General features: G+C 72.1%; 25 protein-coding genes, 5 tRNA genes and 1 pseudogene. 8 read left to right on the forward strand and 23 right to left on the reverse strand.

Annotated elements, in window-relative coordinates; translation table 11 throughout:
• Positions 1-16: 16 nt before the first annotated feature.
• From rnc to recG, 7 genes and pseudogenes are all read right to left on the reverse strand, one after another.
• Positions 17-868 carry a ribonuclease III gene (gene rnc / locus ACIGA3_RS24905; RefSeq protein ID WP_399719638.1) on the reverse strand — a complete coding sequence of 284 codons (852 nt, stop codon included), beginning with the start codon at positions 866-868 and terminating at the stop codon, positions 17-19.
• An 8-nt stretch (positions 869-876) separates the two neighbouring features.
• Positions 877-1,050 (reverse strand): 50S ribosomal protein L32, encoded by a 174-nt coding sequence (rpmF, locus tag ACIGA3_RS24910; protein WP_003951102.1) that lies wholly within the window; start codon positions 1,048-1,050, stop codon positions 877-879.
• A 2-nt stretch (positions 1,051-1,052) separates the two neighbouring features.
• The gene (locus ACIGA3_RS24915) at positions 1,053-1,706 is read right to left on the reverse strand and encodes a YceD family protein (RefSeq protein WP_399719640.1); all 654 of its coding nucleotides are present in this window, start codon (positions 1,704-1,706) and stop codon (positions 1,053-1,055) included.
• Between the two features lie 145 nt (positions 1,707-1,851).
• Positions 1,852-2,964 (reverse strand): cell division initiation protein, encoded by a 1,113-nt coding sequence (locus ACIGA3_RS24920; protein WP_399719907.1) that lies wholly within the window; start codon positions 2,962-2,964, stop codon positions 1,852-1,854.
• A 106-nt stretch (positions 2,965-3,070) separates the two neighbouring features.
• The gene (coaD, locus tag ACIGA3_RS24925) at positions 3,071-3,550 is read right to left on the reverse strand and encodes a pantetheine-phosphate adenylyltransferase (RefSeq protein ID WP_399719910.1); all 480 of its coding nucleotides are present in this window, start codon (positions 3,548-3,550) and stop codon (positions 3,071-3,073) included.
• Between the two features lie 26 nt (positions 3,551-3,576).
• A pseudogene (rsmD, locus tag ACIGA3_RS24930) lies at positions 3,577-4,170 on the reverse strand (16S rRNA (guanine(966)-N(2))-methyltransferase RsmD); the annotation flags it as partial.
• Between the two features lie 124 nt (positions 4,171-4,294).
• Positions 4,295-6,496 (reverse strand): ATP-dependent DNA helicase RecG, encoded by a 2,202-nt coding sequence (gene recG / locus ACIGA3_RS24935; protein WP_399719643.1) that lies wholly within the window; start codon positions 6,494-6,496, stop codon positions 4,295-4,297.
• Between the two features lie 193 nt (positions 6,497-6,689).
• On the opposite strand from recG, the gene ACIGA3_RS24940 reads away from it, so the two are divergent.
• Complete coding sequence (locus ACIGA3_RS24940) at positions 6,690-8,531, forward strand: HSP90 family protein (RefSeq protein ID WP_399719912.1); 1,842 nt, start codon at positions 6,690-6,692, stop codon at positions 8,529-8,531.
• Positions 8,528-11,395: a tetratricopeptide repeat protein gene (locus tag ACIGA3_RS24945; RefSeq protein WP_399719646.1), complete on the forward strand. Its 2,868-nt coding sequence runs from the start codon at positions 8,528-8,530 to the stop codon at positions 11,393-11,395. Before ACIGA3_RS24940 ends, ACIGA3_RS24945 begins: the two co-directional genes overlap by 4 nt.
• 10 nt (positions 11,396-11,405) lie before the next feature.
• Here the strand turns inward: ACIGA3_RS24945 and ACIGA3_RS24950 are convergent, their stop codons facing one another.
• Complete coding sequence (locus ACIGA3_RS24950; protein WP_399719649.1) at positions 11,406-13,100, reverse strand: DAK2 domain-containing protein; 1,695 nt, start codon at positions 13,098-13,100, stop codon at positions 11,406-11,408.
• A 257-nt stretch (positions 13,101-13,357) separates the two neighbouring features.
• On the opposite strand from ACIGA3_RS24950, the gene rpmB reads away from it, so the two are divergent.
• Positions 13,358-13,543, forward strand: coding sequence for a 50S ribosomal protein L28 (rpmB, locus tag ACIGA3_RS24955; RefSeq protein ID WP_004924906.1), 186 nt, complete (start codon positions 13,358-13,360; stop codon positions 13,541-13,543).
• A gap of 89 nt (positions 13,544-13,632) precedes the next feature.
• Here the strand turns inward: rpmB and thiD are convergent, their stop codons facing one another.
• Positions 13,633-14,430, reverse strand: coding sequence for a bifunctional hydroxymethylpyrimidine kinase/phosphomethylpyrimidine kinase (gene thiD / locus ACIGA3_RS24960; protein ID WP_399719652.1), 798 nt, complete (start codon positions 14,428-14,430; stop codon positions 13,633-13,635).
• A complete protein-coding gene (locus ACIGA3_RS24965) occupies positions 14,427-15,389 on the reverse strand; it encodes a thiamine-phosphate kinase (RefSeq protein WP_399719654.1) in 963 nt (320 codons plus the stop codon). The genes thiD and ACIGA3_RS24965 overlap by 4 nt, the downstream gene beginning before the upstream one ends.
• Before the next feature lie 205 nt (positions 15,390-15,594).
• Here ACIGA3_RS24965 and ACIGA3_RS24970 point away from each other — a divergent pair, with 205 nt between their 5' ends.
• Complete coding sequence (locus tag ACIGA3_RS24970) at positions 15,595-15,828, forward strand: Lrp/AsnC family transcriptional regulator (RefSeq protein ID WP_037625030.1); 234 nt, start codon at positions 15,595-15,597, stop codon at positions 15,826-15,828.
• A 20-nt stretch (positions 15,829-15,848) separates the two neighbouring features.
• A complete protein-coding gene (locus ACIGA3_RS24975) occupies positions 15,849-16,367 on the forward strand; it encodes a DUF3515 domain-containing protein (RefSeq protein ID WP_399719657.1) in 519 nt (172 codons plus the stop codon).
• Positions 16,368-16,379: 12 nt separating this feature from the next.
• On the opposite strand, the gene ACIGA3_RS24980 is transcribed toward ACIGA3_RS24975, so the two are convergent.
• The 3 genes from ACIGA3_RS24980 to ACIGA3_RS24990 are packed head-to-tail and all read right to left on the reverse strand — an operon-like array spanning position 16,380 to position 19,437.
• Positions 16,380-17,537, reverse strand: a complete 1,158-nt coding sequence (locus ACIGA3_RS24980; protein ID WP_399719659.1) for a D-alanine--D-alanine ligase family protein — start codon at positions 17,535-17,537, stop codon at positions 16,380-16,382.
• Between the two features lie 59 nt (positions 17,538-17,596).
• Positions 17,597-18,607 (reverse strand): NAD(P)H-dependent glycerol-3-phosphate dehydrogenase, encoded by a 1,011-nt coding sequence (locus ACIGA3_RS24985; RefSeq protein ID WP_399719662.1) that lies wholly within the window; start codon positions 18,605-18,607, stop codon positions 17,597-17,599.
• A complete protein-coding gene (locus ACIGA3_RS24990; protein WP_399719664.1) occupies positions 18,604-19,437 on the reverse strand; it encodes a lysophospholipid acyltransferase family protein in 834 nt (277 codons plus the stop codon). Before ACIGA3_RS24990 ends, ACIGA3_RS24985 begins: the two co-directional genes overlap by 4 nt.
• A 222-nt stretch (positions 19,438-19,659) precedes the next feature.
• Between ACIGA3_RS24990 and cofC the strand changes: the two genes are divergently transcribed.
• Positions 19,660-20,310, forward strand: coding sequence for a 2-phospho-L-lactate guanylyltransferase (cofC, locus tag ACIGA3_RS24995; RefSeq protein WP_399719667.1), 651 nt, complete (start codon positions 19,660-19,662; stop codon positions 20,308-20,310).
• Between the two features lie 9 nt (positions 20,311-20,319).
• Complete coding sequence (locus ACIGA3_RS25000) at positions 20,320-20,523, forward strand: hypothetical protein (protein ID WP_388994957.1); 204 nt, start codon at positions 20,320-20,322, stop codon at positions 20,521-20,523.
• A gap of 151 nt (positions 20,524-20,674) precedes the next feature.
• Here ACIGA3_RS25000 and ACIGA3_RS25005 read toward each other — a convergent pair whose 3' ends face one another.
• The 4 genes from ACIGA3_RS25005 to leuC all read right to left on the reverse strand — a co-directional run bounded on the left by ACIGA3_RS25005 (position 20,675) and on the right by leuC (position 23,968).
• Positions 20,675-21,310 (reverse strand): HU family DNA-binding protein, encoded by a 636-nt coding sequence (locus ACIGA3_RS25005; RefSeq protein WP_399719671.1) that lies wholly within the window; start codon positions 21,308-21,310, stop codon positions 20,675-20,677.
• Positions 21,311-21,447: 137 nt separating this feature from the next.
• Complete coding sequence (locus tag ACIGA3_RS25010; RefSeq protein WP_399719673.1) at positions 21,448-21,678, reverse strand: hypothetical protein; 231 nt, start codon at positions 21,676-21,678, stop codon at positions 21,448-21,450.
• A gap of 266 nt (positions 21,679-21,944) precedes the next feature.
• Complete coding sequence (gene leuD / locus ACIGA3_RS25015; protein WP_399719676.1) at positions 21,945-22,538, reverse strand: 3-isopropylmalate dehydratase small subunit; 594 nt, start codon at positions 22,536-22,538, stop codon at positions 21,945-21,947.
• 2 nt (positions 22,539-22,540) lie between these two features.
• Complete coding sequence (gene leuC, locus ACIGA3_RS25020; protein WP_399719678.1) at positions 22,541-23,968, reverse strand: 3-isopropylmalate dehydratase large subunit; 1,428 nt, start codon at positions 23,966-23,968, stop codon at positions 22,541-22,543.
• A gap of 196 nt (positions 23,969-24,164) precedes the next feature.
• Between leuC and ndgR the strand changes: the two genes are divergently transcribed.
• Positions 24,165-24,881 carry an IclR family transcriptional regulator NdgR gene (gene ndgR / locus ACIGA3_RS25025; protein ID WP_135784271.1) on the forward strand — a complete coding sequence of 239 codons (717 nt, stop codon included), beginning with the start codon at positions 24,165-24,167 and terminating at the stop codon, positions 24,879-24,881.
• 195 nt (positions 24,882-25,076) lie between these two features.
• On the opposite strand, the gene ACIGA3_RS25030 is transcribed toward ndgR, so the two are convergent.
• The 6 genes from ACIGA3_RS25030 to ACIGA3_RS25055 all read right to left on the reverse strand — a co-directional run bounded on the left by ACIGA3_RS25030 (position 25,077) and on the right by ACIGA3_RS25055 (position 26,375).
• Positions 25,077-25,149, reverse strand: a tRNA-Glu gene (locus ACIGA3_RS25030).
• Between the two features lie 28 nt (positions 25,150-25,177).
• Positions 25,178-25,249: transfer RNA gene (locus ACIGA3_RS25035), tRNA-Gln, on the reverse strand.
• A 21-nt stretch (positions 25,250-25,270) separates the two neighbouring features.
• Positions 25,271-25,343 (reverse strand) — tRNA-Glu (locus ACIGA3_RS25040).
• 28 nt (positions 25,344-25,371) lie between these two features.
• Positions 25,372-25,444: transfer RNA gene (locus ACIGA3_RS25045), tRNA-Glu, on the reverse strand.
• A gap of 39 nt (positions 25,445-25,483) precedes the next feature.
• A tRNA-Gln gene (locus ACIGA3_RS25050) sits at positions 25,484-25,555 on the reverse strand.
• A 91-nt stretch (positions 25,556-25,646) separates the two neighbouring features.
• Complete coding sequence (locus ACIGA3_RS25055) at positions 25,647-26,375, reverse strand: HAD family hydrolase (RefSeq protein WP_399719681.1); 729 nt, start codon at positions 26,373-26,375, stop codon at positions 25,647-25,649.
• Positions 26,376-26,435: the final 60 nt, after the last annotated feature.

The following is a 26,435-nucleotide window of genomic DNA, read 5'->3' on the forward strand; positions in this document are numbered from 1 at the left end:
CGGTCGATATGTTCGGTCAGGCGGTGGCGGACGACGGTTCGTCGTCCTTGACGGCCTCGGCCTCGCCGGCCTCGTCGGCCGCCTTGGCCCGCTCGTCCGCGGCGGCCTTGATGGCCCGCCAGGCGGACTCGGCGGCCTGCTGCTCCGCCTCCTTCTTGCTGCGGCCGGTGCCGGTGCCGTACGAGACGCCCCCGACGCGGGCAGCAGCAGTGAAAGTCTTCTCGTGGTCAGGACCGGTCTCCGTGACCAGGTACTCGGGCACGCCGAGCCCCTCGATCGCGGTCAGCTCCTGGAGACTGGTCTTCCAGTCCAGGCCGGCTCCGAGGTTGGAGGACCTGTCGATCAGCGGGTCGAAGAGCCGGTGAACCAGCTCGGACGCCGCGTCGAGGCCCTGATCGAGATAGACCGCGCCGATCACCGCTTCCAGGGTGTCGGCGAGGATGGATGCCTTGTCCCGGCCGCCCGTGCCCTCTTCACCACGGCCGAGCCGGATGAAGGAACCCAGGTCGAGGCCACGGCCGACCTCCGCCAGCGCACGCGAGTTGACCACCGCGGCCCGCAACTTGGCCAGCTGGCCTTCGGGCAGGTCGGGGTGGATGCGGTACAGCGTGTCCGTGACGACGAGACCGAGCACGGAGTCCCCGAGGAACTCCAGCCGCTCGTTCGTCGGCAGACCGCCGTTCTCGTATGCGTAGGAACGGTGGGTCAGCGCACGCACCAGAAGGGCGGACTCGACGTGGTAGCCGAGCCGCCCTTCCAGAAGCGTGTGGGACGAGGCCATATTGTCCGCCGGGGCACTCGCACGTCGGCGAGAGCTGTTCATTCCGGCGTCTTCCGCCTTCTTGGCAGTGGACACAGCGCCTCTCACCAGCCCGCTCAGACTTCGAGGACCTGGCGCTTGTTGTAGGTGCCGCAAGACGGGCACGCAATGTGCTGCTGCTTGGGCTCGTGGCAGCGCTCGCACGCAACCAGGGTGGGGACCGCAGCCTTCCACTGCGACCGGCGGTGGCGCGTGTTGCTGCGCGACATCTTCCGCTTCGGAACAGCCACGGCTACTTCTCCTGCTTCTCGTCGGCACGTGCGGATCGAGGCACGTCGCCGCTCATCTCGTCCTTCTCGCCGTCCGACATGGTGTCGGCGAGTCCCTGCAATGCCGCCCAACGGATGTCGACGGCGTCGTGGTGGTGGTCCGGGTCGTCCGTGAGCCGCGCTCCGCATTCGGAGCACAGTCCCTGACAGTCGTCCTGGCACACCGGCTGCATCGGCAGTGCGAGCACCACCGCATCCCGCAGCAGAGGTTCGAGGTCGATCAGACCGTCCTCGATGTACTGCCTGTCCTCGTCGTCCTCGGCGTCGTCGCCCGGTTCCGCGCTCACGCGGCCACGGTCGTCGGCGTCAGGGTACGAGAACATTTCCTGGAAGGCCGCTTCGAGCTCCAGCCCGACCGGCTCCAGACACCTTACGCACTCCCCCTTGGCCTGTGCACGGGCGGTGCCTGTGACAAGCACCCCTTCCATGACCGACTCAAGGCGGAGGTCCAGCTCCAGCGGGGCGCCTTCCGGCACTCCCACGACGCCCTCGATACCGAGGTCCCGGGGGGCGTCGACCTCACGGGTCAGGCGCTGCAACGCACCAGGCCGCCGGCCCAGCTCGTGCGTGTCGATCACGAGAGGGTTGCGATGGTCGAGTCGTGCGTTGGAAGCCATTCCTGCTTTCGGTCCGGGCTAGAAGGGACGCCACCCGTTGGTGTTCCGGGCAGCGGTGATCGCGGGGATACACGCGACCGAACAGCCAGGATACTGGACCTTTCGCTCAGGGCCCAATCGGGTCCCCGCGCGACTGCGGCGACGGCTACAGCCCGCGGCCCTGCTCGTAGGCGCGCAGCTGCTCCGCGCTGATCATGCTGGTGTCGAAGAGGCTGGCCTCGTCCAGGGCGTAGTCCTGCTGGGGCTGCTGGGGCTGCTGCCGGCCCTGCGCCTGGTTCGGGTCGTAGCCGGGCTGCTGGGGGTCGTAGCCGTGGAAGGCGCCCTCGGCCTGCGGGGCGTAGCCGTTGGGGGCGGCGTAGGGGTCCTGCTGGTAGCCGTACGCCTCCTGCGGGGCGTAGCCGGGCTGCGGGGGGTAGGCCGCCGGGTAGGCGTCGGGCTGCTGATAGCCGTACGCCTCCTGTGGCTCGTACACCGGTTCCTGGGCCGGAGCCGGAGCCGGGGCGGGGGCCGGGGCGCGCTGGGCCGGAGCGGGCGGGGTGTCGGCGAGGGCGGCGAGGTCGGCCAGGTAGTCGGCGTCGCTGGAGTGCTGGAAGGTCGTGGTGTCGTCCGCGAGGGCGCTGAGGTCGTCGGTGGCGATCCGGCCGTGCAGCTTCTGCCGGCCGCGGTGGACGGCCTCCAGGGTCTTGGCGAGCACCGCCTCGAAGGCACCGAGCTTGACGTCGACGTAGGCGTCCGCGTCATGGCGCAGGGTCTCCGGGTCCTGGCTGCGCTCGGGAGCGTCCTCGTCCTCGTAGCCGTGCTCGTCCAGGCCGGGGCCGGTGCCGAGCAGCTTCTCCCGGCCGCGGCCGACCGAGCCGAGGGTCTTGGTGAGGACGACCTCGAAGTTGGCGAGCTTGGAGTCGACGTAGTCGTCGGCGTCGGCGCGGACCTGCTCGGCCTCGGCGCGGGCCTCGGCGAGGATGCGGTCCGCCTCGGCCTGCGAGTGGCGGGCGACCTCGGTGCCGGCGATCAGGCTGCCGCGCTCGACGTGCGCGGTCTCGATGATCCGCTCGGCCTCGGCGCGGGCCTGCTCGACCATCTGCTCGCGGCCGCCGATCAGCTCCTGCGCCTGTTCGAGGGAGCCGGGCAGTGCCTGGCGGACCTCTTCGAGCAGCGCGAGCAGTTCGGCGCGGTTGACCACGCAGGAGGCCGACATGGGCATGGACCGGGCACCGGAGACCGCGGAGACGATCTCGTCGAGCTTGTTCTGGACGTCCACCTGGCTCGCCACTCTCTACAGCTGTGTTGGAGACGGACGGGACGACTGTACGGCCATGGGGCGGCCGCCCGACACCGGGTGACGGGTTGTCACCTCCCCGTGGGGCTCAGTCCTTCCGGAGCCGGTCGCCGAGCGCCGCGAGCACCTGCGGCGGCACCAGATGGGAGACGTCGCCGCCCCAGGCCGCGACCTCCTTGACCAGGGAGGAGGAGAGGAAGCTGTAGGTGGGGTTGGTGGGCACGAACAGCGTCTCGACCCCGGTGAGGCCGTTGTTCATCTGGGCCATCTGGAGTTCGTAGTCGAAGTCGCTCACCGCGCGCAGGCCCTTGACGATGGCGGGGATGTCGCGCTGCTTGCAGAAGTCGACGAGGAGGCCGTGGTGGGCCTCGACACGCACGTTGGCGTACTCGGCGGTGACCTCGCGGATCAGGCCGATCCGCTCGTCGACGTCGAACAGGCCCTTCTTGGAGGTGTTGATCATCACCGCGACGAACACCTCGTCGTACAGGCGGGAGGCGCGGGCGATGATGTCGAGATGTCCGTTGGTGATCGGGTCGAACGATCCAGGACAGACGGCGCGGCGCACTTGAGATCCCTCGCTCTCGGGTCCGGTCATCGTGCGTCTTCGCACGTTGAGGCGGCGCGACCGTACCAAAACGTTCCCTCGCCGTAACGGCGGGACCGGATCGGCTCGAACCCCTCCGGCCAGTGGAATTCGCCGCCTCTGGTGCTGCGCTCCACGGTGACGAGCGCTTCGCCGGTCAGCCAGCCCCCGGCACGGAGTGTGAGGAGGATCTCCCGGAGATCGTCGTCGGAGACGGCGTACGGGGGGTCGAGGAAGACGAGGTCGTAGGGCTCGGCGGGGGGTGCGGTACGGATGACTTGCTCCGCTTTGCCCGTCCTGACCTCGGCGCCGGGGAGGCCCAGGCTGCGGACGTTGTCGCGGACGGTCCTCGCGGCGCGGGCGTCGGCCTCGACGAGGAGGGCGTGGCCCGCGCCCCGGGACAGGGCCTCCAGGCCGACGGCGCCGGAGCCCGCGTAGAGGTCGAGGACCCGTTCGCCGTTCAGGGGGGTGCCGAGGAGGGACTGCCAGGTGGAGAAGAGGGCTTCGCGTGCGCGGTCGGAGGTTGGCCGGGTTCCTGTGCCGGGCGGCACCGAGAGGCGCCGTCCGCCTGCCGTGCCGGCGATCACGCGGGTCATGTGAGGGTCCTTCTTCTGCGGGTGCGTTCTTTTATTTTCGCAGGTGGTGGGGGGCTTGTGGTGCGTTGGCGGGTGCGGGGCCGTCGTGGTTGATCGCGCAGTTCCCCGCGCCCCTGCAGGGAAGGACGCTTCAGCCCTTTTCCAGGTACTGCTCTCTTTCCTCGTCCAAGAGGGCTTCCAGGGCTGTGCGTAGGCCCGGTAGGTGCTCCAGGTCCGGGTCCGCTGCCACCACCGCTGCCGCTTCCTCTCTCGCCTCGGCGATGATCTCCTCGTCCTCGATGACCTCCAGGACGCGGAGGCTGGTGCGGGCGCCGGACTGGGCCTGGCCGAGGACGTCGCCCTCGCGGCGCTGTTCGAGGTCGATGCGGGAGAGCTCGAAGCCGTCGAGGGTGGAGGCGACCGCGTTCAGGCGCTGGCGGGCGGGGCTCGCCTCGGGCATCTCGCTGACCAGCAGACAGAGACCGGGGGCCGAGCCACGGCCGACGCGGCCGCGCAGCTGGTGGAGCTGGGAGACGCCGAAGCGGTCGGCGTCCATGATGACCATCGCGGTGGCGTTGGGGACGTTGACGCCGACCTCGATGACGGTGGTGGCGACGAGTACGTCCGTCTCGCCGGCGGCGAAGCGGCGCATCACGGCGTCCTTGTCGTCGGGGTGCATCCTGCCGTGCAGCACCTCGACCTTGAGGCCCTGGAGCGGGCCCCGGCTCAGCTGGTCGGCGATGTCGAGGACGGCCAGCGGCGGGCGTTTGTCGCCCTCGGCGGCCTTCTTCTCGGCGGCGCTCTCGTCCTCGTCGCCGATGCGCGGGCAGACGACGTACGCCTGGTGGCCGCCCTCGACCTCCTCTCGGACGCGTTCCCAGGCGCGGGCGAGGAAGTGGGGCTTGTCGGCGGCCGGGACGACATGGGTGGCGATCGGGGAGCGGCCGGCCGGGAGCTGGTCCAGGACCGAGGTCTCCAGGTCGCCGAAGACCGTCATCGCCACCGTGCGCGGGATCGGGGTGGCCGTCATGACGAGCAGGTGCGGGGGCTGTTTGCCCTTGCCGCGCAGGGCGTCGCGCTGCTCGACTCCGAAGCGGTGCTGTTCGTCCACGACGACCAGGCCGAGGTCGTGGAACTGGACCTTGTCCTCGATGAGGGCGTGGGTGCCGATGACGATCCCCGCCTCACCGGTGACGATGTCGAGCAGGGCCTGCCGGCGGGCGGCGGCCCCCATGGACCCGGTCAGCAGCACGACCTTGGTCCCGTGCTCGGACCCGCCCAGCATGCCCCCCTCGGCCAGCTCCCCCATCATCTCGGTGATCGACCGGTGATGCTGCTGGGCGAGCACCTCGGTCGGCGCGAGCATGGCCGCCTGTCCCCCGGCGTCGACGACGGCGAGCATGGCGCGCAGCGCGACCAGTGTCTTGCCCGATCCCACTTCCCCCTGGAGCAGGCGGTGCATCGGGTGGTCGGTGGCGAGGTCGTCGAAGATTTCGCGGGAGACCGTGCGCTGGCCGTCGGTGAGGGTGAAGGGGAGGCGGGCGTCGAAGGTGGTGAGGAGGCCGTCGGTGAGGGGACGGCGGGGGACGGCGGGGAGCTGGGTGTCGGCGTAGCGGCGGCGGGCCAGCGCCACTTGGAGGACGAACGCCTCGTCCCACTTGAGGCGGGCGCGGGCGTCGGCGATGTCGGCCTTGGTGCCGGGGCGGTGGATCTTGACCAGGGCCTCGGGCAGCTCGACCAGGCCGCGGCCCTCGCGCAGCGACTCGGGCAGCGGGTCGACGGCCTCCTGGACGCTGGGCAGTACGGTCTGCACCGCCTTGCCGATCTTCCAGGACTCCAGCTTGGCGGTGGCGGGGTAGATCGGGATGAGGGAGCCCGCCCAGCTCTCCACGGCCTCGTCGCCGTCCTCGGCGTCCTTGTCCAGCAATTCGTACGCCGGGTGCGCGAGTTGGAGGCGATGGTTGAAGACGGAGACCTTGCCGGAGAACATCGCGCGGGTGCCCGGCAGCAGTTCCTTGTGGGGCTTGTGCACGCCGTTGCCGAAGAAGACCAGCTGGAGGCGGCCGCTGCCGTCGGTGATGGTGACCTCGAGCCGCTGGCCCTTGCCGCGCGGGGCGCGGGAGGAGGCGAAGGTGTGCAGCCGGGCGTCGGCGACCTGGGCGACCACGGTGGCGTGCTCGTCCATGGGGAGGTCGGCGAGGTGGGTGAGCTGGCCACGCTCCTCGTATCTGCGGGGGTAGTGGTGCAGGAGGTCGCCGACGGTGTGCAGGCCGAGGTTCTCGGCCATCACCTTCGCGGTGGCGGGACCGAGCACCTTCTTCAGGGGTTCTCGCAGTGCGGGCACGAGATCCATTGCACACCACGGCACCGACATCGCCGTACAGGTGACTCCGCACGATCCCGGGCAGATCCCCGAAATCCCTGGTCAGCTCGGGCCTTCGGGCCTAGGATGACGCGCTCCGGCCATCCCCCGCGGTCACCGCCCCCACGGCACGGAACCGCCCGACCCCGCGCCGCGCGAAGCTCCCCCCACCGGCGCCGTGACGATGGACTCCCAGACCTCCCAGTCATCCCCGGCTTCTCAGCCCTCCCAGCCGCCTCACACCTTCCAGGTCGACCTGCGTGGTCTGGTGGACCTGCTCTCCCAGCATCTGTACTCCAGCCCCAAGGTCTACCTGCGCGAGCTGCTCCAGAACGCCGTGGACGCCGTCACCGCCCGGCGGGCCGAGGAGCCCGGCGCCCCGGCGCGGGTGCGGCTGTACCCGGACGGGCGGGGCGGGCTGCGGGTGGAGGACAGCGGCATCGGGCTCACCGAGTCGGACGTGCACAGCCTGCTGGCGACCATCGGCCGCAGCTCCAAGCGGGCGGAGGGCCTTGAGGAGACCCGCTCCGGGTTCCTCGGCCGGTTCGGCATCGGCCTGCTGGCCTGCTTCGTGGTCGCCGAGCGCATCCGCGTGGTCAGCCGCAGCGCCCGTACACCCGGTGCGCCGCCGGTGGAGTGGACGGCCGCCGACAACGGCTCGTACACCGTGCGCACGCTGCCGGATTCGGCGCGGCCGGAGCCGGGCACGACCGTGCATCTGGTGGCGCGGGCGGGTGCGGGCGAGTGGCTGGCGCCGGCGCGGGTGCGCTCGCTGGCGCGGGACTTCGGCGCGCTGCTGCCGTACGACGTGCGGGTGGACGACGAGCCGGTCACGGATCTCCCGGCGCCCTGGGACCGCCCCTGGCCCAGCCCGGCGGAGCGGCGGGCGGCGCTGGAGGCGCACTGCCGGGAGCTGTTCGGCTTCACCCCGCTGGACTCGATCACGCTGGACGTGCCGCTGGCCGGGGTGCGCGGGGTGGCGTACGTACTCCCCGCGGCGGTGAGCCCGGCGCAGCGGGCCACGCACCGGGTGCATCTGAAGGGCATGCTGCTCACCGAGCGGGCCGAACAGCTGCTGCCCGACTGGGCGTTCTTCGTGCGCTGTGTGCTGGACACGGACACGCTGCGGCCGACGGCGTCGCGCGAGGCGCTGTACGAGGACGAGACGCTGGCCGCCGTCCGCGAGGCGCTGGGCGAGCGGGTGCGGGACTGGCTGACGGGGCTCGCGGCGGGCGACCCGGAGCGGCTGGCGGCGTTCCTGGCCGTGCACCATCTCGGGGTGCGGGCGCTGGCCCGGCACGATCGCGAGATGCTGCGGGTCATGCTGCCGTGGCTGCCGTTCGAGACCAGTGACGGGCAGCTGTCGCTGGAGGAGTTCGCGCGGCGGCACCCGGTGGTGCACTTCATCCGGAGCGTCGAGGAGTTCCGGCAGGTCGCGCCGATCGCCGCCGCGCAGGGCGTCGGGGTGGTCAACGGGGGTTACACCTACGACACCGAGCTGGTGGAGGCGCTGCCGTCGGTGCGGCCGGGCGCGGTGGTCGCGGAGCTGGACGCGGACACGGTGACGGCGCATCTGGACGCGGTGGACCCGGCGGCGGAGCTGGCACTGTCCGGCTTCCTGACGGCCGCGCGCGCCCGGCTCGATCCGCTGGGCTGCGACGTGGTGCTGCGGGCCTTCCATCCGGTGTCGGTGCCCGCGCTGCATCTGGACGACCGGTCGGCGCGGCACGAGCAGGCTCGGGCGGACGCGGAGGAGCGGGCGGACGAGCTGTGGGCGGGCATCCTGGGCTCGCTGCGCGGTACCGCCCCGCGCGCCCGGCTGGTGCTGAACCATCTCAACCCGCTGGTGCGGCGGGTGGGTTCACTGACCGACCCGGAGCTGACCGGCACGGCGGCCGAGGCGCTGTACGGGCAGGCGCTGCTGCTGGCGCGCCGCTCGCTGCGGCCGGCCGATTCGGCGTTGGTGAACCGGGCGTTCGCCGGGCTGCTTCAGTGGGCGACGCTCGGGGAGGGCGAGGGGCGATGAGCGGGATCACGGACTTCGAGGCGCTGCGGCGGGCGCTGGCGGAGAACTCGGAGCGGCCGGAGGGTCCGGCGCGCAACGCGCGTGCGGAGGAACTCCTCACCGAGGCCGAGAAGCTGGACATCCCGCTCGCGGTGATCGAGGCGCTCGGCCATCAGGTGCGGGTCTACAACTACAGCTCGGAGAAGGACCGGGTGTTCGTGCCGTTCGCGCGGCTGCTGCGGATGTGGGACGAGCGGCCGGAGGACTTCGACGGGTACGAGGCGCACGCGCTGCACTGGACGTTCAAGTGGATGACGGCGGGCATGCTGGGCCGGCCGCACGTCCCGCTCGCGTCGGTGGAGAACTGGCTCGGCGAGATGGAGCGCCGCTACCGGGTCGCCGGGTACTCCGAACGGGCCGTGCGCGCCGCCGAGTTCAGTATCGCCTCGCACATCGGGGACCGGGCGCGGGCCGAGCGGGCGTATACGGCGTGGCTGGCCGCCGACCGTGACGACATGGCCGACTGCCACGCCTGTGAGCTGCACGGCCAGGGCGGCTGGCAGGTGGAGTCGGGCCGGGACGCGGAGGGTCTTGAGCTGTGGCGGCCGGTGGTGGAGGGCGAGTTCGCCTGTGCGCACGAGCCGCACGGGGTGCTGGCCCGCTCGCTGGCGCCGCTGCTGCGGCTGGGCCGGGTGGAGGAGGCGCGCGCCCGTCATCTGCGGGGGCTGAGGCTGGTGCGGCCGATGGAGAGCATGCGGGACGCCTACGCCGACCATGTGGAGTTCTGCGCGCTGACCGGGAACGAGGCACGGGGTCTGGAGCTGCTGGCGGAGCGGCCCGCGTACTTCACGGACACGGGGCATCCGCGCAGCCTGCTGGAGTTCCTGGCCGTGGTGGCCCTGCTGATGGACCGGCTGACCAGGCTCGGTCAGGGCGCCCGGCAGGTGCCGGGTCCGACCGGGCGGACGTGGACGGCGCGGGAGCTGGCCGCGTACGCGCGCACGGAGGCGCTGGAGCTGGCCGCGCGGTTCGACGAGCGCAACGGCACCTCGTACATCGGTGACCGGACCCGCGCCCGCATGGCGGCGGAGCCGCTGGTGGAGCGCCTGCCGCTGGGCGTGCGGACGGCCCCGGCACCGCCCCCTGTGGCCGAGGAGGGCCCCGAGGAGTCGGGGGTGCCCGAGCTGCTGGCGCGGGCGCGGCGGCTCTCGGAGACACTCCAGCCGGACGCCCCGCAGGCGTGGGCGGCCCTCGCGCGGGCCGCCGACGGCGCCGGACTCGACGCACGCGCGCGTGCCGAGCTGGCCGACAACGAGGCGATGTCCCTGGGCCCGGACGGCATCCCCGTCTTCGAGGAGGCGGCCGCCCTGTACGCGGAGGCGGACGACCCCGGCGAGGCGCTGGCGGCCCGCGCGCGCGGAGCGTACGTACGCGCCCTGACCGGCGAGACGGACGCGGCACTGAAGACGGTCGACGCCCTGTACGACGAGGTGCTCGCGCTGTACGCGGAGGAGGCGACCGGTCCCCGGCAGACGGCGGGAGTACTGATCAGCCGGGCCCGTGTGCTCATGCGGCGGGCCCACGAGGGTGCCCCGGCCGAGGAGGCGGAGCGGGCCGCGCGGGAGGTGCTGGCGTTCGTCGGCGGCCGTACCGGGGACGACGTACGGCTGGTGGCGCGCGGGGCCGAGGCGCGGGCCATGCTGGCCGAGCTGGCCGAACTGGGCGGGGACCTGTCCCGCGCGGCCGACCTGTTCCGGCGGGCCGCGGCCGAGTACACGGGCGCGGGGCTGCCCTGGTTCGCCGTGGAGTACGAGGCGCGCGTGGGGGCGCTGTCCCAGCACCTCGGGGAACCGGCCGAGGCCGAGCGGGCGCTGCGGTCGGCGCTGGAGCACGGCGGGGCGTACCTGGAGCCGGCCGGGCGGGCCCAGCTGCACCTTCAGCTGGCCGAGCTGATCGGGGCGCGGGGCGGCACCGAGGAGGCGGCCGGGCACGCGCTCCAGGCCGCGCACTGGGCGGACGAGGCGGGCGAGAGCGGCACCTTCGGCGCCTGGGCCCGGCATCTGCTGGGCGGGCTGCTGCTGCGCCAGGGGCGCTGGACGGAGGCGGCCGAGGTGCTGGAGTCGGCGCTCGCCGAGCTGTCGGCCGAGGTCCACGGGGACGGCGCGCTGGTGCAGACCCGCTGGTGGCTCGGGGACTGTCTGAGCGAGCTGGGTGAGCACCGGGCGGCGGCCGAGCACCGGCTGCTGGCGGCCGGCATCGCCGAGCACTGGCCGGAGCAGCAGGACCACGCGACGCTGGCGCACCTGGCCGGCGAGTCCCTGGCCGAGGCAGAACTCCCGGCGGAGGCGGACCGCGCCTATGTGCGGGCGGGCGAGCTGTGGGAGGCGCTGGGCAACCCGTACTTCACCGTGCGCGCGCTGCGGGCCCGCGCCTGGCTGGCACCCCGGCTGGAGGCGGGGGCGCCGGGCGCGCGGGCGCTGATGGCGCGGGCGGTGGAGGTGTGCGGGGAGGCGCTGGCGGAGGCGGACGACCCGCTGGAGCGGGCCCGGCTGACCACGGAACTCGCGCACACGCACCGCCAGTTCGGCGAACTGCTGGCCACCGTGGCAAAGGAGCCCGGCGGGGAGGCGGTGGCGGAGATGGAGCGGTCGGCCGCGCTGTTCGCCACGCTCGGCGCGGACGGTCTGCACGGCCGCACCGGCGCCGAACTGGCCGCCGCCGCGCTGGAGAGCGGGCTGGGCCGGACGGCCGAGGCGCGGGCACGCGCGCGTGCCGTGCTCGCCGCCTACGAGGGCGCCGACGACTCGGACGACACCGTCCGCGTCCGGCGTGAGGCGGCGGCCCGCCTGCTGGACGAGGACGGAAACGGGGACGGGGACGGCTGAGTCCGGCCGCTCACTCCACGCCGATGAGCAGCAGTGAACCCTGTCGGCCGCCCCGGTAGACCACGGTGTCGACGGCGAGGTAGGACTCGCGGACGCGGGCTTCGAGGCGGTCGGCGACCGTCTCGGGGGCCTCGTCGCCGACGACCAGGGTGACCAGTTCGCCGCCCGCCTGGAGCATGCGGTCGAGCACGGTCTCGGCGGTGCCGGTGAGATCCGGGCCGATCACGGCCACGTCGCCGTCGATCAGCCCCAGCACGTCCCCGGCCTGGCAGATCCCGGCCGTCGTCCACGACTGGCGCTCGGCGACGAGGACCTCGGCGTACCGGGTGGCGCCCGCCGCCGAGGTCATCTGGACCACGTCCTCGTCGAAGCGCCGCTCCGGCGCATGCACGGCGAGAGCGGCGATGCCCTGGACCGCCGAGCGGGTCGGGATCAGCGCGACCCGGACGCCCTCGGCGCGGGCCTGCTCGGCGGCCACCGCTGCCGTGTGGCGCAGTTCGGCGTCGTTGGGTAGCAGGACGACCTCGCGGGCGTGCGCGCGCCTGAGTGCCTGGGCCAGCTCCCCGCTGGCGGGCGGCTCACCGGGGCGGGCGAGGACGGTGGTGGCGCCCGCCTCGGCGTACAGCCCGGCCAGCCCCTCGCCGGGCACCACGGCGACGACGGCCCGCTGCGCCCGCTCGCGCGGCGGCCGTTCCCCGCCCGTGTGGACGTCATCGGCGGCGAAGTGGGTGATCCGGACGCGGTACGGCCGCCCGGCCTCGATGCCCGCCTCCACGGCGGCTCCGGCGTCGTCGACGTGCACATGGACGTTCCACAGCCCGTCGCCGCCCACCACGACGAGGGAGTCACCGAGGGCGTCGAGCCGTTCCCGGAGCCGGGCCACGGCCGTGTCGTCGGCCTCCAGCAGGTAGATCACCTCGTAGGCGGGGCCGCCCTCCCCGGCGTGCTCGGGGGTCTCGGCGCAGGTGCGGGCGTCGGTCTCGGCGGACCCGGCGTAGGTCTCCTCCGGCACCGCCTCTCCCGTGAGCGCCTCCACCAGTGCCGCCAGCACCGTCACCAGGCCGCGTCCGCCCGCGTCCACGACTCCGGCGCGGCCGAGCACGGCCAGCTGCCTCGGGGTGGCGGCCAGAGCGGCCCGTGCTCCCTCGTAGGCGGCCAGCGCGACCGTCCCGCAGTCGCCCTCGGCTCCGTCGGCCGCGTCGGCGGCGGCCGAGGCGACGGTCAGCACCGTGCCCTCGACGGGGTGGGCGACGGCCTCGCGGGCGGCGTCGGCGGCCCGGCGCAGGGCCAGGCGCAGGCCGTTGCCGTCGGTGTGAAGCGCGTCACCCGTCTCGCGGGCGGCGAGCACCTGGGCCATGCCGCGCAGCAGCTGGGCGAGGATCGTGCCGGAGTTGCCGCGGGCGCCGATCAGCGCGCCGTGGGCCATCGCGCGCAGGGCGTCGGCGAGAGAGGGTCCCTGGGCTACCTGGGCTCCCCGGGCCGCCCCGGCCGCGCCGCCCGTCTCGTACCCGGCGAACACCGCCTCCACGGCGGCAGCGGCCGACTCCACGGTCAGATAGAGGTTGGTGCCGGTGTCCCCGTCGGCGACCGGATAGACGTTGATCGCGTCGATCTCCTCGCGCGCGAGACCCAGCGCCCGCAGCGCCAGACCGCACCAGGAGCGCACCGCGAGAGCATCGAGGAATGTCTGCGGCACCTGCGCCACCTGCGCCTCCCTGTGGCTGGACGTGGGACGCAGCGTAGACCGTGGGACGGTGTCCACCGCAGGAGGGCCGGGCACGGGGTGCCGGGCCGCCATGGTAGTTTCGTTGTACCGAAGCAGTCGTTGTATGCTGCTCCGGTTGCCCGATCCCGATCGGGCCATTCCCCCTGGCACCGCCACTCAAGATCTCAGATCTCCTGATCTGGATCCCGGCATGCCGGGATCCACCGTAAGTGCATCTGAAGTCTTTGGAGTGACCCGTGGCTGCCAACTGCGACGTCTGCGGCAAGGGGCCGGGCTTCGGCAACAACATCTCGCACTCGCACCGCCGTACGCCCCGTCGCTGGAACCCGAACATCCAGCGCGTCCGTACCGTGGTCGGCGGGACGCCGAAGCGCGTGAACGCTTGCACCTCGTGCATCAAGGCCGGCAAGGTCTCGCGCTGACGCACAGCTAAGCGCGCGGCCACTGTCGGTTGCTGTGAAGAGCCGGTCCACCTTCGGGTGGGCCGGCTCTTCGCGTTGCCCGTTGAGCGTCAGAAGCGCCAGCCGTGGTCCACGGGCCCGATCCCGGCGCCGAGTGCGAAGCCGTGGGCGATCGCCCCGGTGACGTACTCCTTGGCCGCCGTGACGGCCTCCGGTACGGCGAGACCCTTCGCCAGCTCCGAGGCGATGGCGGAGGCGAGGGTGCAGCCAGTGCCGTGGGTGTGCCGGTTGTCGTGGCGCGGTGCGCGCAGCCGGAACTCGCGGTCGCCGTCCGTGAGCAGATCCACGGCCTCACCCGTGAGATGACCGCCCTTGATCAGCACCCACTCGGGCCCGTAGGCCAGTACGGCCTCGGCCGCCGGGCGCAGATCGGCCTCCGAAGTGACCCGGAATCCTGTGAGTTGGGCCACTTCGTCCAGGTTCGGGGTGGCCACGGTCGCCACCGGGAGCAGCCGGGTGCGCACCGAGTCCAGGGCGGAGGCGGCGAGCAGGGGGTCGCCGTGCTTGGAGACGCCCACCGGGTCCACCACCACGGGCGCGTCCGTGCCGGAGATCAACTCCGCGACCGCCTCGACCAGTTCCGCCGAGGCCAGCATCCCGGTCTTCACGGCCTGTACGCCGATGTCGTCCACCACGCTGCGGTACTGCGCCCGCACCGCCTCCACCGGCAGTTCCCAGGCGCCCTGCACGCCGAGGGAGTTCTGCGCGGTCACGGCGGTGATCACGCTCATCCCGTGCACGCCCAGCGCCAGCATCGTCTTCAGGTCGGCCTGGATGCCCGCTCCGCCGCCGGAGTCCGAGCCGGCCACCGTGAGGACGCGCGGCGGCGCCTGCCCGGCGGGCCTCACTCCGGGTCCCCGAAGTGGTCCCAGCCGCCCGTGGCGGTCCAGGGCGCCCCGTCCACGGTCACCTGGGGCAGCGCCGAGGGGTTGAGGACCTCGCCGATGACCTTCCAGCGGGCCGGCAGTTTGGTGTCGGGCGGGAAGGTGGCCACGATCGCGTGGTCCTCTCCCCCGGTCAGCACCCACTGGATCGGGTCCACCCCGACCGCCTGCCCGATGTCGTTCATCTGGGTGGGGATGTCGATCGCGCCGGAGCGGATGTCGATCCGGACCTTGCTGGCCTCCGCGATGTGCCCGAGGTCGGCGATCAGTCCGTCGCTGACGTCGCACATCGCGGTCGCGCCGAGCCCGGCGGCCGCCGGACCCGCGTGGTACGGCGGCTCGGGGCGGCGGTGGGCCTCCACGAAGGCGCGCGGCGAGCGGAAGCCCCGCGACAGCACCGCGTACCCGGCGGCGGACCAGCCCAGCCAGCCCGTGACGGCCACCAGATCGCCGGGCTGCGCGCCCGCGCGGGTCACCGGCTCCTGGTTGCGCAGGTCGCCGAGCGCGGTGATCGACACCATGATCGTGTCGCCGCGCACGACGTCCCCGCCGACCACGGAGGCGCCCGCGACCTGGCATTCGTCGCGCAGGCCGTCCATCAGCTCGGTCGGCCAGGTCACCGGGAGTTCGGCCGGGACGACCAGGCCGAGCAGCAGCGCGGTGGGCACGGCGCCCATCGCGGCGATGTCCGCCAGGTTCTGGGCGGCGGCCTTGCGGCCCACGTCGTACGCCGTGGACCAGTCGCGGCGGAAGTGCCGGCCCTCCAGCAGGATGTCGGTGCTCGCCACCACCCGGCGGTCCGGGGCGGCGACCACGGCGGCGTCGTCACCGGGGCCGACCCGGACCGCCGGGGTGGTGGTGAGACGGGAGGTCAGCTCCCGGATGAGCCCGAACTCACCAAGCTCACCCACTGTGCCCTTCATGGCCTCAAGCCCCTTCTGTGCCTGTCCCGTGCCCGGTCGCGCGTCATCAGTGTCCCCGATACGGTCGAGGTGACCGTCAACTTCCGTCGTGCCCGCACCCCGGCGCGCGTGCGCCGTTCCCCAGGGTCTCCCCCAGGAGAGCGGCGACGCGATACCGTGGCGTTCCTCTTCCCCACATGATCCTCGTGGCCGCCCTGGAGGTTCCGTGGTACAGGCGTACATCCTGATCCAGACCGAGGTCGGCAAGGCGTCGACCGTCGCCGAGACGATCGGCAAGATCCCTGGTGTGATCCAGGCCGAGGACGTGACGGGACCCTATGACGTCATCGTGCGCGCCCAGGCCGACACCGTCGACGAACTGGGTCGCATGGTGGTTGCCAAGGTCCAGCAAGTGGACGGCATCACACGCACCCTGACCTGCCCGGTCGTGCATCTGTAGCCCCCGTCTACCCTTGGCCGGTGAACTTCTTCCGTCACCGGCCCCTCGGCCTGCTCGCGCCCGCGCTGCTGATCGCGGTCGCGGGCTGTTCCACGGCGGACGACGGCACCACGGTCGCGGCTCCCCGCCCCGACGCGCGGACCGCCCCCCTGTGCCGGCGTCTGGACGAGGCGCTGCCCGAGAAGGTGGACGGCCGGCACCGCGACGACCCCCGGCCCGCTTCCGCCTACACGGCGGGCTGGTCGGGCCCGGCGATCATACTGCGCTGCGGGGTGGTCCGGCCGCCGAAGATGGTCGACCCCAAGGTCGCCCAGGGCCACGACCCCGACGCGATCGCCGGCGGGGTCGACGGCGTGGACTGGCTGATGGAGAAGCGGGACGACGGCTCCTGGCGCTTCACCACCGCGAGCCGCCGCGCCTACGTGGAGGTGACGCTGCCCGAGGAGTCGTCCGGCCCGGACGACTCGACGGCGGTGCTGGTCGACCTGGCCCCGGCCGTGAAGAAGGCGATCCCCGAGGGGATCGCCTCCATGCGGTGATGACTTGAGGGCTCAGCGAAGTCCGGTCGGGCGGCGCAGGGCCGCCTGGACCAGGCGGTCCACCAGCTCCGCGTAGCCGATGCCGGACGCCTCCCACATCTTGGGGTACATCGAGATGGGGGTGAAGCCGGGCAGCGTGTTGATCTCGTTGATGACGAACTCGCCGTCGTCGGTGAGGAAGAAGTCCGCGCGGACCAGACCCTCGCAGGACGCCGCCTCGAACGCCTCGACCGCGAGCCGCTGGATCTCGGCGGTCTGCTCGTCGGTGAGCGGGGCCGGGACGACACCGGGCGTGGAGTCGATGTACTTGGCGTCGAAGTCGTAGTACGCGTGCGCGCTGGGCGGCGGGATCTCGGCCGGTACGGAGGCTCGCGGGCCGTCCTCGAACTCCAGGACACCGCACTCGATCTCGCGGCCGGACAGCGCGGCCTCCACGATGATCTTCGGGTCGTGGCGCTGGGCCTCGGCGATCGCCTCGTCAAGCCCGGCCAGGCCGTCGACCTTGGTGATGCCGATGGAGGAGCCGGCGCGGGCGGGCTTCACGAACAGCGGCCAGCCGTGCTCACCGGCGAAGTCCACGATCCGCTTGCGGGCGGCGGACTCGTCCCGCTGCCACTCGCGGGGCCGGATCACCACGTACGGGCCGACCTTGAGCCCGAAGGAGGTGAACACCCGCTTCATGTAGTCCTTGTCCTGGCCGACGGCCGAGGCGAGCACGCCCGAGCCGACGTAGGGCACACCGGACAGTTCCAGCAGACCCTGGAGGGTGCCGTCCTCGCCGAAGGGGCCGTGCAGCACCGGGAAGACGACGTCGACCTCACCGAGCGCCTTGGGCACCGCGCCGGGCTCGCTGTAGACGACCTCGCGGTTGGCCGGGTCGACCGGGAGCACCACTCCGCCCTCGGTGGACTCCGCCACGTCGAGGACCTCCGGGGTGCGGCGGTCGGTGATGGCCATCCGCTCCGGCTCGTCGGCCGTCAGCACCCAGCGGCCGTCACGGGTGATGCCGATCGGCAGGACGTCGTACTTGGTCCGGTCGATGGCGCCCAGGACGGCACCCGCGGTGACCGTGGAGATCCCGTGTTCGGAGGAGCGGCCGCCGAACACGACGGCCACACGCGGCTTGCGGGGCTGAGCTTCAGGGCTCTGGGGGAGGTTCTCGGTGCTCATATCGCGTTGAGAGTACCCGTTGGTAGGGCCCCCGGACAGCGTCGACCCGGCGCCTTCGCTCAGCGTCGCTCGGGCTTCGCGCTGCGCGACATCAGCTCCTTGAGGGCGACCACGGGCGGCTTGGCGTCGTGGACGATGCCGACGACCGTCTCGGTGATCGGCATGTCGACGCCGTGCCTGCGGGCCAGATCCAGCACGGACTCGCTGGACTTGACGCCCTCGGCGGTCTGCTCGGTGACCGCGATGGTCTCCTGGAGCGTCATGCCCTTGCCGAGGTTGGTGCCGAAGGTGTGGTTGCGGGACAGCGGCGAGGAGCAGGTCGCCACCAGGTCCCCGAGTCCGGCGAGGCCGGAGAAGGTCAGCGGGTCGGCGCCCAGGGCCATGCCGAGCCGGGTGGTCTCGGCGAGGCCGCGCGTGATGAGCGAACCCTTGGCGTTGTCGCCGAGGCCCATGCCGTCCGCGATGCCGACGGCGAGCCCGATGACGTTCTTGACCGCGCCGCCCAGTTCGCAGCCGATCACGTCGGTGTTGGTGTACGGCCGGAAGTACGGGGTGTGGCAGGCCGCCTGGAGCCGCCGGGCGACCGCCTCGTCGGTGCAGGCGACCACGGCGGCGGCGGGCATCCGGGCGGCGATCTCCCGGGCCAGGTTGGGCCCGGTGACCACGGCGATGCGGTCGGGGCCGACCTTGGCGACGTCCTCGATGACCTCGCTCATCCGCATGGCGGAGCCGAGTTCGACGCCCTTCATCAGGGAGACGAGCACGGTGTGCGGGGCGAGCAGCGGGGCCCAGTCGGCGAGGTTGGCGCGCAGCGTCTGGGAGGGGATCGCCAGGACGAGGAAGTCGGCGTCCCGCAGGGCCTCGGCGGCGTCGGAGGTGGCGCGCACACCCGCGGGGAGTTCGACGCCGGGCAGGTAGCCGGGGTTGGTCCGCGTGGAGTTGACCGCTTCGGCCACTTCGGCGCGACGGGCCCACAGGGTGACCTCGCAGCCCGCGTCGGCGAGGACCACGGCGAACGCGGTGCCCCAGGAGCCGGTGCCCATGACGGCGACCCGGACAGGCGTGCTCACTTGCCGCTTCCCCCTTCGGTGGCGGTGGACGTGGCCTCGGCGGCGGGCGTGGCCTCGGCGGCGGGCGCGGGCACGGTGTCCTGGCCCTTGCCGGACTGGGCGCGGGTACGGCGGCGCTGCTCGATCCGCTCACGGCGCGGGTCGTAGGGCACGGCGGGCGCCTTCTCGCCGCGGATCTCCTCCAGCTGGCGGGTGACGGACGCCATGATGACCGCGCTGGCCTCCCTGAGGACTTCGGCGGTCATCTCCTTGCCGTAGAACCGGGAGAGGTCCACCGGCGGGCCGGCGAGGACGTGGTGGGTCTTGCGCGGGAAGAGGTGGGGCTTCTTCGCGTAGGGCGGCAGGAGTTCGTTGCAGCCCCACTGGGCGACCGGGACGACCGGGCACCTGGTCTCCAGGGCCACGCGGGCGGCACCGGTCTTGGCGGTCATGGGCCAGCCGTCGGGGTCGCGGGTCAGGGTGCCCTCGGGGTAGAAGGCGACGCACTCGCCGCGCTCCACCGCCTCGATCGCGGCACGGAAAGCGCTGAGCGCGTCGGTGCTCTCGCGGTAGACGGGGATCTGTCCGGTACCGCGCATCGCGGCGCCGACGAATCCCTTCTTGAAAAGGCCGCTCTTCGCCAGGAATCGCGGAACGCGTCCGGTGTTGTACTGATAGTGCGCGTACGCGAAGGGGTCCACGTGGGAATTGTGGTTCACCGCGGTGATAAATCCGCCGTCGGCCGGAATGTGCTCCATTCCTCGCCAGTCCCGCTTGATCAGAACCGCCAGCGGCGGTTTGCAGATCACCGCGGCCAAGCGGTACCAGAAGCCGATTCTGCGGCGGGACACGCGGACACCTTCCTCCATGGCCTCTGAGGGCCGTCACCTCGGCCGGGGGCCGCACAAGTGTGACTCCGGGCCGCCGGTCTGTCGAGAACACCGTACGCCCGCATGTCAGCGGCGACCGCCCCCGGACGGGCCTTCACAGCATTCCCCCACACCCCGGGGCGGCTCGGGAAGCCTGGTGGGAGCGGGTGACAATGAGCGCGAGCAGAGAGGGACGGTACGCCGGTGCAGTGGAGCTTGGTCATCCCCCTGAAGCCCTTGGCACGGGCGAAAAGCAGGCTCGCGGGCGCCGTCGCGGAAGGGGCGCGGCCGGGGCTGGTGCTGGCGTTCGCGCAGGACACGGTGGCCGCCGCGCTGGAGTGCCCCGAGGTCGCGGATGTGGCGGTCGTCACGGACGACCCGGTGGCCGGGCGGGCGCTGGCCGCGCTGGGCGCGCGGATCGTGCCGGACGAGCCGGGCGGCGGGCTGAACGCCGCGCTGGCGCACGGGGCCTCGGCGGTGCGCGCGGTCCGGCCGGAGGCGGCCGTCGCCGCGCTCAACGCCGATCTGCCCGCGCTGCGCCCGGCGGAACTGGCGCGGGTGCTCATGGCGGCCGCCGAATTCCCGCGCGCATTCCTCGCGGACGCGGCGGCATTGGGCACGACATTCCTCGCGGCCGCTCCCGGCCGGGAACTGGACCCTGCCTTCGGCGGCGCCTCACGGGCCCGGCACCGCGCCTCGGGCGCCGCGGAACTGGCGCCGGGAAGCGTGGAATCGGTACGGCAGGACGTGGACACGGGCGACGACCTGCGGGCCGCGCTGACGCTGGGCGTGGGCCCGTACACGGCGGCGGCGAGCGCCCGGTGGACCACTCCGGTGCCCTTGTCCGGGCAGTAGGCTGCGGACATGCAGGCCACCGCTTACACGTACGACCCCGAGAGCCGCAGCGGGCAGGTGCTGCTCGACGACGGCACCCCGGTGCCCTTCGACGCGGCCGCGTTCGACGCGGGCGGGCTGCGGTTGCTGCGGCCCGGTCAGCGGGTCCGGATCGAGACCGACGGCCGGGGCGAGGGGCTGCGGATCACGCTGGTGACCCTCCAGACCTTCTGAACGGGCGCGAAAAGGCACTGAACAGGCGCTGAACGGGCACTGAACAGGCGCTGAGCGGCTTTTTGAACGCACCGCGGGCCGGACTCCTCGGAGGAGTCCGGCCCGGCGCGTGTGTGCCCTTGGGGACCGGGGGCCGTCGAAGGCCGTGCCTCTAGCGGGCGGTGGTCTTCTTGGCGGTGGTCTTGCGTGCCGTCGACTTCTTGGCGGGCGCCTTCTTGGCGGTGACCTTCTTCGCGGGGGCCTTCTTGGCCGTCGCCTTCTTGGCGGTGGTCTTCTTCGCGGCCGCGGTGGTGCCGGTGGCCTTCTTGGCGGGGGCCTTCTTCGCCGTGGCCTTCTTGGCGGCGGCGGCCGTGGTCTTCTTCGCCGGCGCCGCCTTCTTGGCGGTGGTCTTCTTCGCGGCGGCCTTGGTGGCCTTCTTGGCCGCGGCCTTCTTCACGGTCGCGGAAGCGCCGCCGGTCAGGCTGCCCTTGGGCGCCTTCTTCACGGAGACCTCGCCACCACGGGGAAGCTTCTTCGAACCGCTCACCAGGTCCTTGAAACCCTGGCCGGCACGGAAGCGCGGGACCGAGGTCTTCTTGACCCGAACCCGCTCGCCCGTCTGGGGGTTACGGGCGTAGCGGGCGGGGCGGTCCACCTTCTCGAAGGACCCGAAGCCGGTGACCGAGACCCGGTCGCCCGCGACAACGGAGCGGACGATGGCGTCCAGGACCGCGTCGACAGCATCGGCGGCCTGCTGGCGGCCGCCCATCTTGTCGGCAATCGCTTCTACGAGCTGCGCCTTGTTCACGTCTTCCCCTTCGGAGACCTCGCCAGAACGAAAGTGTTCAAGCTTTTTCGCACGTTAGGCAGATATATACCGCAAATCAAACACGAAACGGGCTTCTCACCCTTGTGCCGCATCGGATTCGGCGGTCTCGGACTGTTTCAGTGGTCCTCTTCGGGCATCCGGCCCGCTTCGAGGTCCGCCATGAAACGTTCGAGACGCCTAGCCGCACCGGCGAGATCGTGTTTGGCCACGGCCGTAATGACCAGCAGCTTCCGGGTCAGCGCCATCCGTACGCCCTCCGGGACTTGCAGTGCGCGCACGATTGCGTGCGCTTGTTTGAGTTGGTCCGCGACGGCCGCATAGAGCTGGAGTTGGCCGTCGTGTTCCATGCACAGATTGTGCCATCTGGGGCGAGTTGTCGCCTGCGCAGGGGGCAACTGCCGCCTCCGCGCGCCGTTTCGGGGCCCTCGGCGGGGGCGCCGGCACAGGGCGCCCGGACCTGCAACTTCTGCCAGCTGAAGGGGAGTTGGGCCTCGATCGCAGTGCGCCGGGAGGCGTCCGAGCCCGGACATGGACGTACCCCCAATCGTGGCGATCGGGGGTACGCGGCGGCCGTCGAGGTGGCCGAAACCTTATCCGTCCAAGCGGACTCGGATCAGCTTCGCAGCGTCCGGGGCTTGTGTGCGGGGCGTCCGCTCTCGTAGGCGGCGATGTCGTCCTCGTCGCGGAGGGTGAGGGAGATGTCGTCCAGGCCGTTCAGCAGCCGCCAGCGGGAGTTCTCGTCCAGCTCGAAGGGGGCGGTGACGCCCTCGGCGCGCACCTCGCGGTGCTCCAGGTCGACGGTGACGGCGGCGGTGGGGTCCTGCTCGGTCAGCTCCCACAGCGCGTCCACGATCTTCTGCTCCAGTACCACCGTGAGCAGGCCGTTCTTCAGCGAGTTGCCCCGGAAGATATCCGCGAAGCGGGCGGAGATCACGGCCTTGAAGCCGTAGTTCTGCAGGGCCCAGACCGCGTGCTCGCGGGAGGAGCCGGTGCCGAAGTCGGGACCGGCGACCAGGACCGTGGCGCCCTGCCGCTCGGGCCGGTTGAGCACGAAGGTCTCGTCCTTGCGCCACGCCTCGAAGAGCCCGTCCTCGAAGCCGTCGCGGGTGACCTTCTTGAGCCAGTGGGCGGGGATGATCTGGTCGGTGTCGACGTTGCCGCGGCGCAGCGGCACGGCCCGGCCGGTGTGGGTGGTGAAGGCTTCCATCGTTATCGCACTCCAGCGGGCACATGGGTGTCGGACAGGTCGGCGGGCGAGCCGAGATGACCGAGGACGGCGGTGGCGGCGGCGACCTGCGGCGACACCAGGTGCGTACGGCCGCCCTTGCCCTGCCTGCCCTCGAAGTTGCGGTTGGAGGTGGAGGCGGAGCGCTCCCCCGGCGCGAGCTGGTCGGGGTTCATGCCCAGGCACATCGAGCAGCCCGCGTACCGCCATTCGGCGCCGGCCTCCTTGAAGACCACGTCCAGCCCCTCGGAGACGGCCTGGAGACCGACCCGCGCGGAGCCGGGGACGACCAGCATCCGTACGCCGTCGGCGACTTTGCGGCTCCGGAGGATCTCGGCGACGGAGCGCAGGTCCTCGATGCGGCCGTTGGTGCAGGAGCCTACGAAGACGGTGTCGACCCGGATGTCGCGCAGCGGCTGCCCGGCGGTCAACCCCATGTATTCCAGGGCCTTTTCGGCGGCGTACCGCTCCGATGCGTCTTCGTACGAAGCCGGGTCGGGGACGGTTGCCGAAAGGGGCGCTCCCTGGCCGGGGTTGGTGCCCCAGGTGACGAACGGGGAGAGTCCGGCGGCGTCGATGACGACCTCGGCGTCGAAGACGGCGTCGTCATCGGTGCGCAGCGTCTTCCAGTACTCCACCGCCGCGTCCCAGTCGGCGCCCTCGGGGGCGTGCGAGCGGCCCTGGAGATAGGCGAAGGTGGTCTCGTCGGGGGCGATCATGCCCGCGCGGGCGCCGGCCTCGATGGACATGTTGCAGATGGTCATCCGCGCCTCCATCGACAGCTTCTCGATGGCGGAGCCGCGGTACTCCAGGACGTAGCCCTGGCCGCCGCCGGTACCGATGCGGGCGATGATCGTCAGGATCAGGTCCTTGGCGGAGACGCCCTCGGGCAGTTCGCCCTCGACGGTGATGGCCATGGTCTTCGGGCGGGTCATCGGCAGCGTCTGGGTGGCCAGCACGTGCTCGACCTGGGAGGTACCGATGCCGAAGGCGAGCGCGCCGAACGCGCCGTGCGTGGAGGTGTGGGAGTCGCCGCAGACCACGGTGGTGCCGGGCTGGGTGAGGCCCAGCTGCGGGCCGACCACATGGACGACGCCCTGCTCGACGTCGCCGAGCGGGTGCAGCCGGACGCCGAACTCGGCGCAGTTCTTGCGCAGGGTCTCCAGCTGGGCGCGGGAGACGGGGTCGGCGATGGGCTTGTCGATGTCCAGCGTCGGGGTGTTGTGGTCCTCGGTGGCGATGGTGAGGTCGAGGCGGCGCACCGCGCGGTTGCCCTTGCGGAGGCCGTCGAACGCCTGCGGGCTGGTCACCTCGTGCAGCAGGTGCAGATCGATGTAGAGGAGGTCGGGCTCGCCCTCGGCGCGCCGGACGACATGGTCGTCCCAGACCTTCTCCGCGAGTGTCCTACCCATCGCTTTCCCTCCGGCCGGCCACGCTCTCGCCGACACATCTAGATCCTGAGGAAGCGACGCCCGCGCCGTGACTTCAAGGGCATACGGGCGTCCGGCACCGGGCCCGCCGTACGCGGGCCGCCGTGTGCTTCAAGGGTGGCGCGTTCCGGAGAAAATTGAACTTGCGTTTCACAGAGTGAGACGGGAGTATCGTTGCATGGACAACAGTAGCGGCGTCGGCGTTCTGGACAAGGCGGCCCTTGTCCTGAGCGCTCTGGAGTCCGGTCCGGCCACCCTCGCGGGTCTGGTCGGGGCCACCGGACTGGCACGACCCACGGCCCATCGGCTGGCCGTGGCTCTGGAACACCACCGGCTGGTGGCGCGCGACATGCAGGGCCGGTTCATCCTGGGCCCGCGCCTGTCGGAGCTGGCCGCGGCGGCCGGCGAGGACCGTCTGCTGGCGACGGCCGGCCCGGTGCTCACGCATCTGCGGGACGTGACGGGCGAGAGCGCGCAGCTCTACCGGCGCCAGGGCGACATGCGGATCTGTGTGGCGGCCGCCGAGCGGCTGTCCGGACTGCGGGACACGGTGCCGGTGGGCTCGACGCTCACGATGAAGGCGGGCTCCTCGGCGCAGATCCTGATGGCCTGGGAGGAGCCGGAGCGGCTGCACCGGGGTCTGCAGGGTGCGCGCTTCACGGCGACGGCGCTGTCGGGGGTGCGCCGCCGGGGCTGGGCGCAGTCCATCGGCGAGCGGGAGCCGGGCGTGGCCTCGGTCTCGGCGCCGGTGCGCGGGCCGTCCAACCGCGTGGTGGCCGCCGTCTCGGTCTCCGGACCGATCGAGCGGCTGACCCGGCATCCGGGCCGGATGCACGCCCAGGCAGTGATCGACGCGGCGGGCCGGCTGTCCGAGGCGCTGCGCCGCTCCGGCTGAGCCGCTTCCCCGACCGTTCTCGTCGCTCCACGCTTCCACCGGGCGGGAGCGGGCCCCAACGCCGCGGCCCGCTCCCGCCCGACTGCTGGGGTACGTGTCTCAACGGCGCCCCACCGGACGGCTGTTGGCACTGTGCGGGCCGGAACACCCGGAAAACACAGAAGGCCCCTCGCTTGCGCGAGGAGCCTTCTTCTGTACCCCCGACCGGATTCGAACCGGCGCTACCGCCTTGAGAGGGCGGCGTGCTAGGCCGCTACACAACGGGGGCCTGGACACTGCGTTTCCGCAGGTCCGAGCTGGTCTACCTGGACTCGAACCAAGACTAACTGAACCAGAATCAGCCGTGCTGCCAATTACACCATAGACCAATGATGGTTTAGACCAGTCAGTACCCCCGACCGGATTCGAACCGGCGCTACCGCCTTGAGAGGGCGGCGTGCTAGGCCGCTACACAACGGGGGCCCTAGCGATTCCGAGTGATCGGAACCAGTACCCCCGACCGGATTCGAACCGGCGCTACCGCCTTGAGAGGGCGGCGTGCTAGGCCGCTACACAACGGGGGCTCGCGGATATGATCCGCGGGTGCAGATGAGCTCTGCGAGCTGGCCTACCTGGACTCGAACCAAGACTAACTGAACCAGAATCAGTCGTGCTGCCAATTACACCATAGGCCACTGGAACGCAAGCCCAGCGAAGGGATCTTGTTCTAGCAGATGCGCCTGGGGCCCGGGCTTTCGTCCCGTTTCCCTCGGCGCAGGAAGAACATTACCCGAAGGTGGACGGGGCTCCAAAACGGGTATCCGAGCGGACCAGCGCCGGGAGTTCGGCGAGGGTGGTGATCCGGTGCGCCAGGGCCGCACCGGCCGCCTTCGGGTGCGGGCCGCCCCGGTCGATCCACACGGACATCATCCCGGCCTCCGCCGCGCCCCGCCCGTCGATCTCCGGGTGATCGCCGACGTAGGCCACCTCGTGCGGGGGCAGCCCCAGCCCCTCGCAGGCGGCCAGGAAGGCACCGGCGGCCGGCTTGGAGACACCCAGCTCGACGGCGCACAGCACGCTCTCGAACCGGTCGCGCAGGCCCAGGGCGCGCAGCTTGTGCTCCTGCACGGTCAGGCTGGAGTTGGACAGCACCGCGTGCCGGTGCTCGGGGAGGGCGTCCAGGGCGGGCAGCACGTCCGGGAAGACGCGCCAGGCGGCCTGGTAGTGACCGACGTAGCGCAGAAACCATTCTTCGGCCTCGGCGTCGGTCAGTTCCGCTTCCAGGAAAGCCCGTACCCGGTCCAGCCGCTGCCCCTCGAACGTGGCCTCCCCGGCCGCGTGCCGCGCCCAGTGCGTCTCGGTGGCCGCCCGCCACAGCGCGAGCGCCTGCTCCGGCGTGGAGAACCGGGCAAGCAGCCCCTCCGCCAGGAGGTGCGCCCGTATGCCCTCACGGTCGGCGGTGGTGTAGTCGAAAAGGGTGTCGTCCACGTCCCAGACCACGGCTCGGATGCTCATGGGCCGACGGTAACGGGCGGGCGGCCCGGCGGCAGCGGCCCGCAACGCCGAGGGGCGGCA

The sequence above is a fragment of the Streptomyces sp. NPDC085596 genome (assembly GCF_044541565.1).
Lineage (GTDB): Bacteria > Actinomycetota > Actinomycetes > Streptomycetales > Streptomycetaceae > Streptomyces.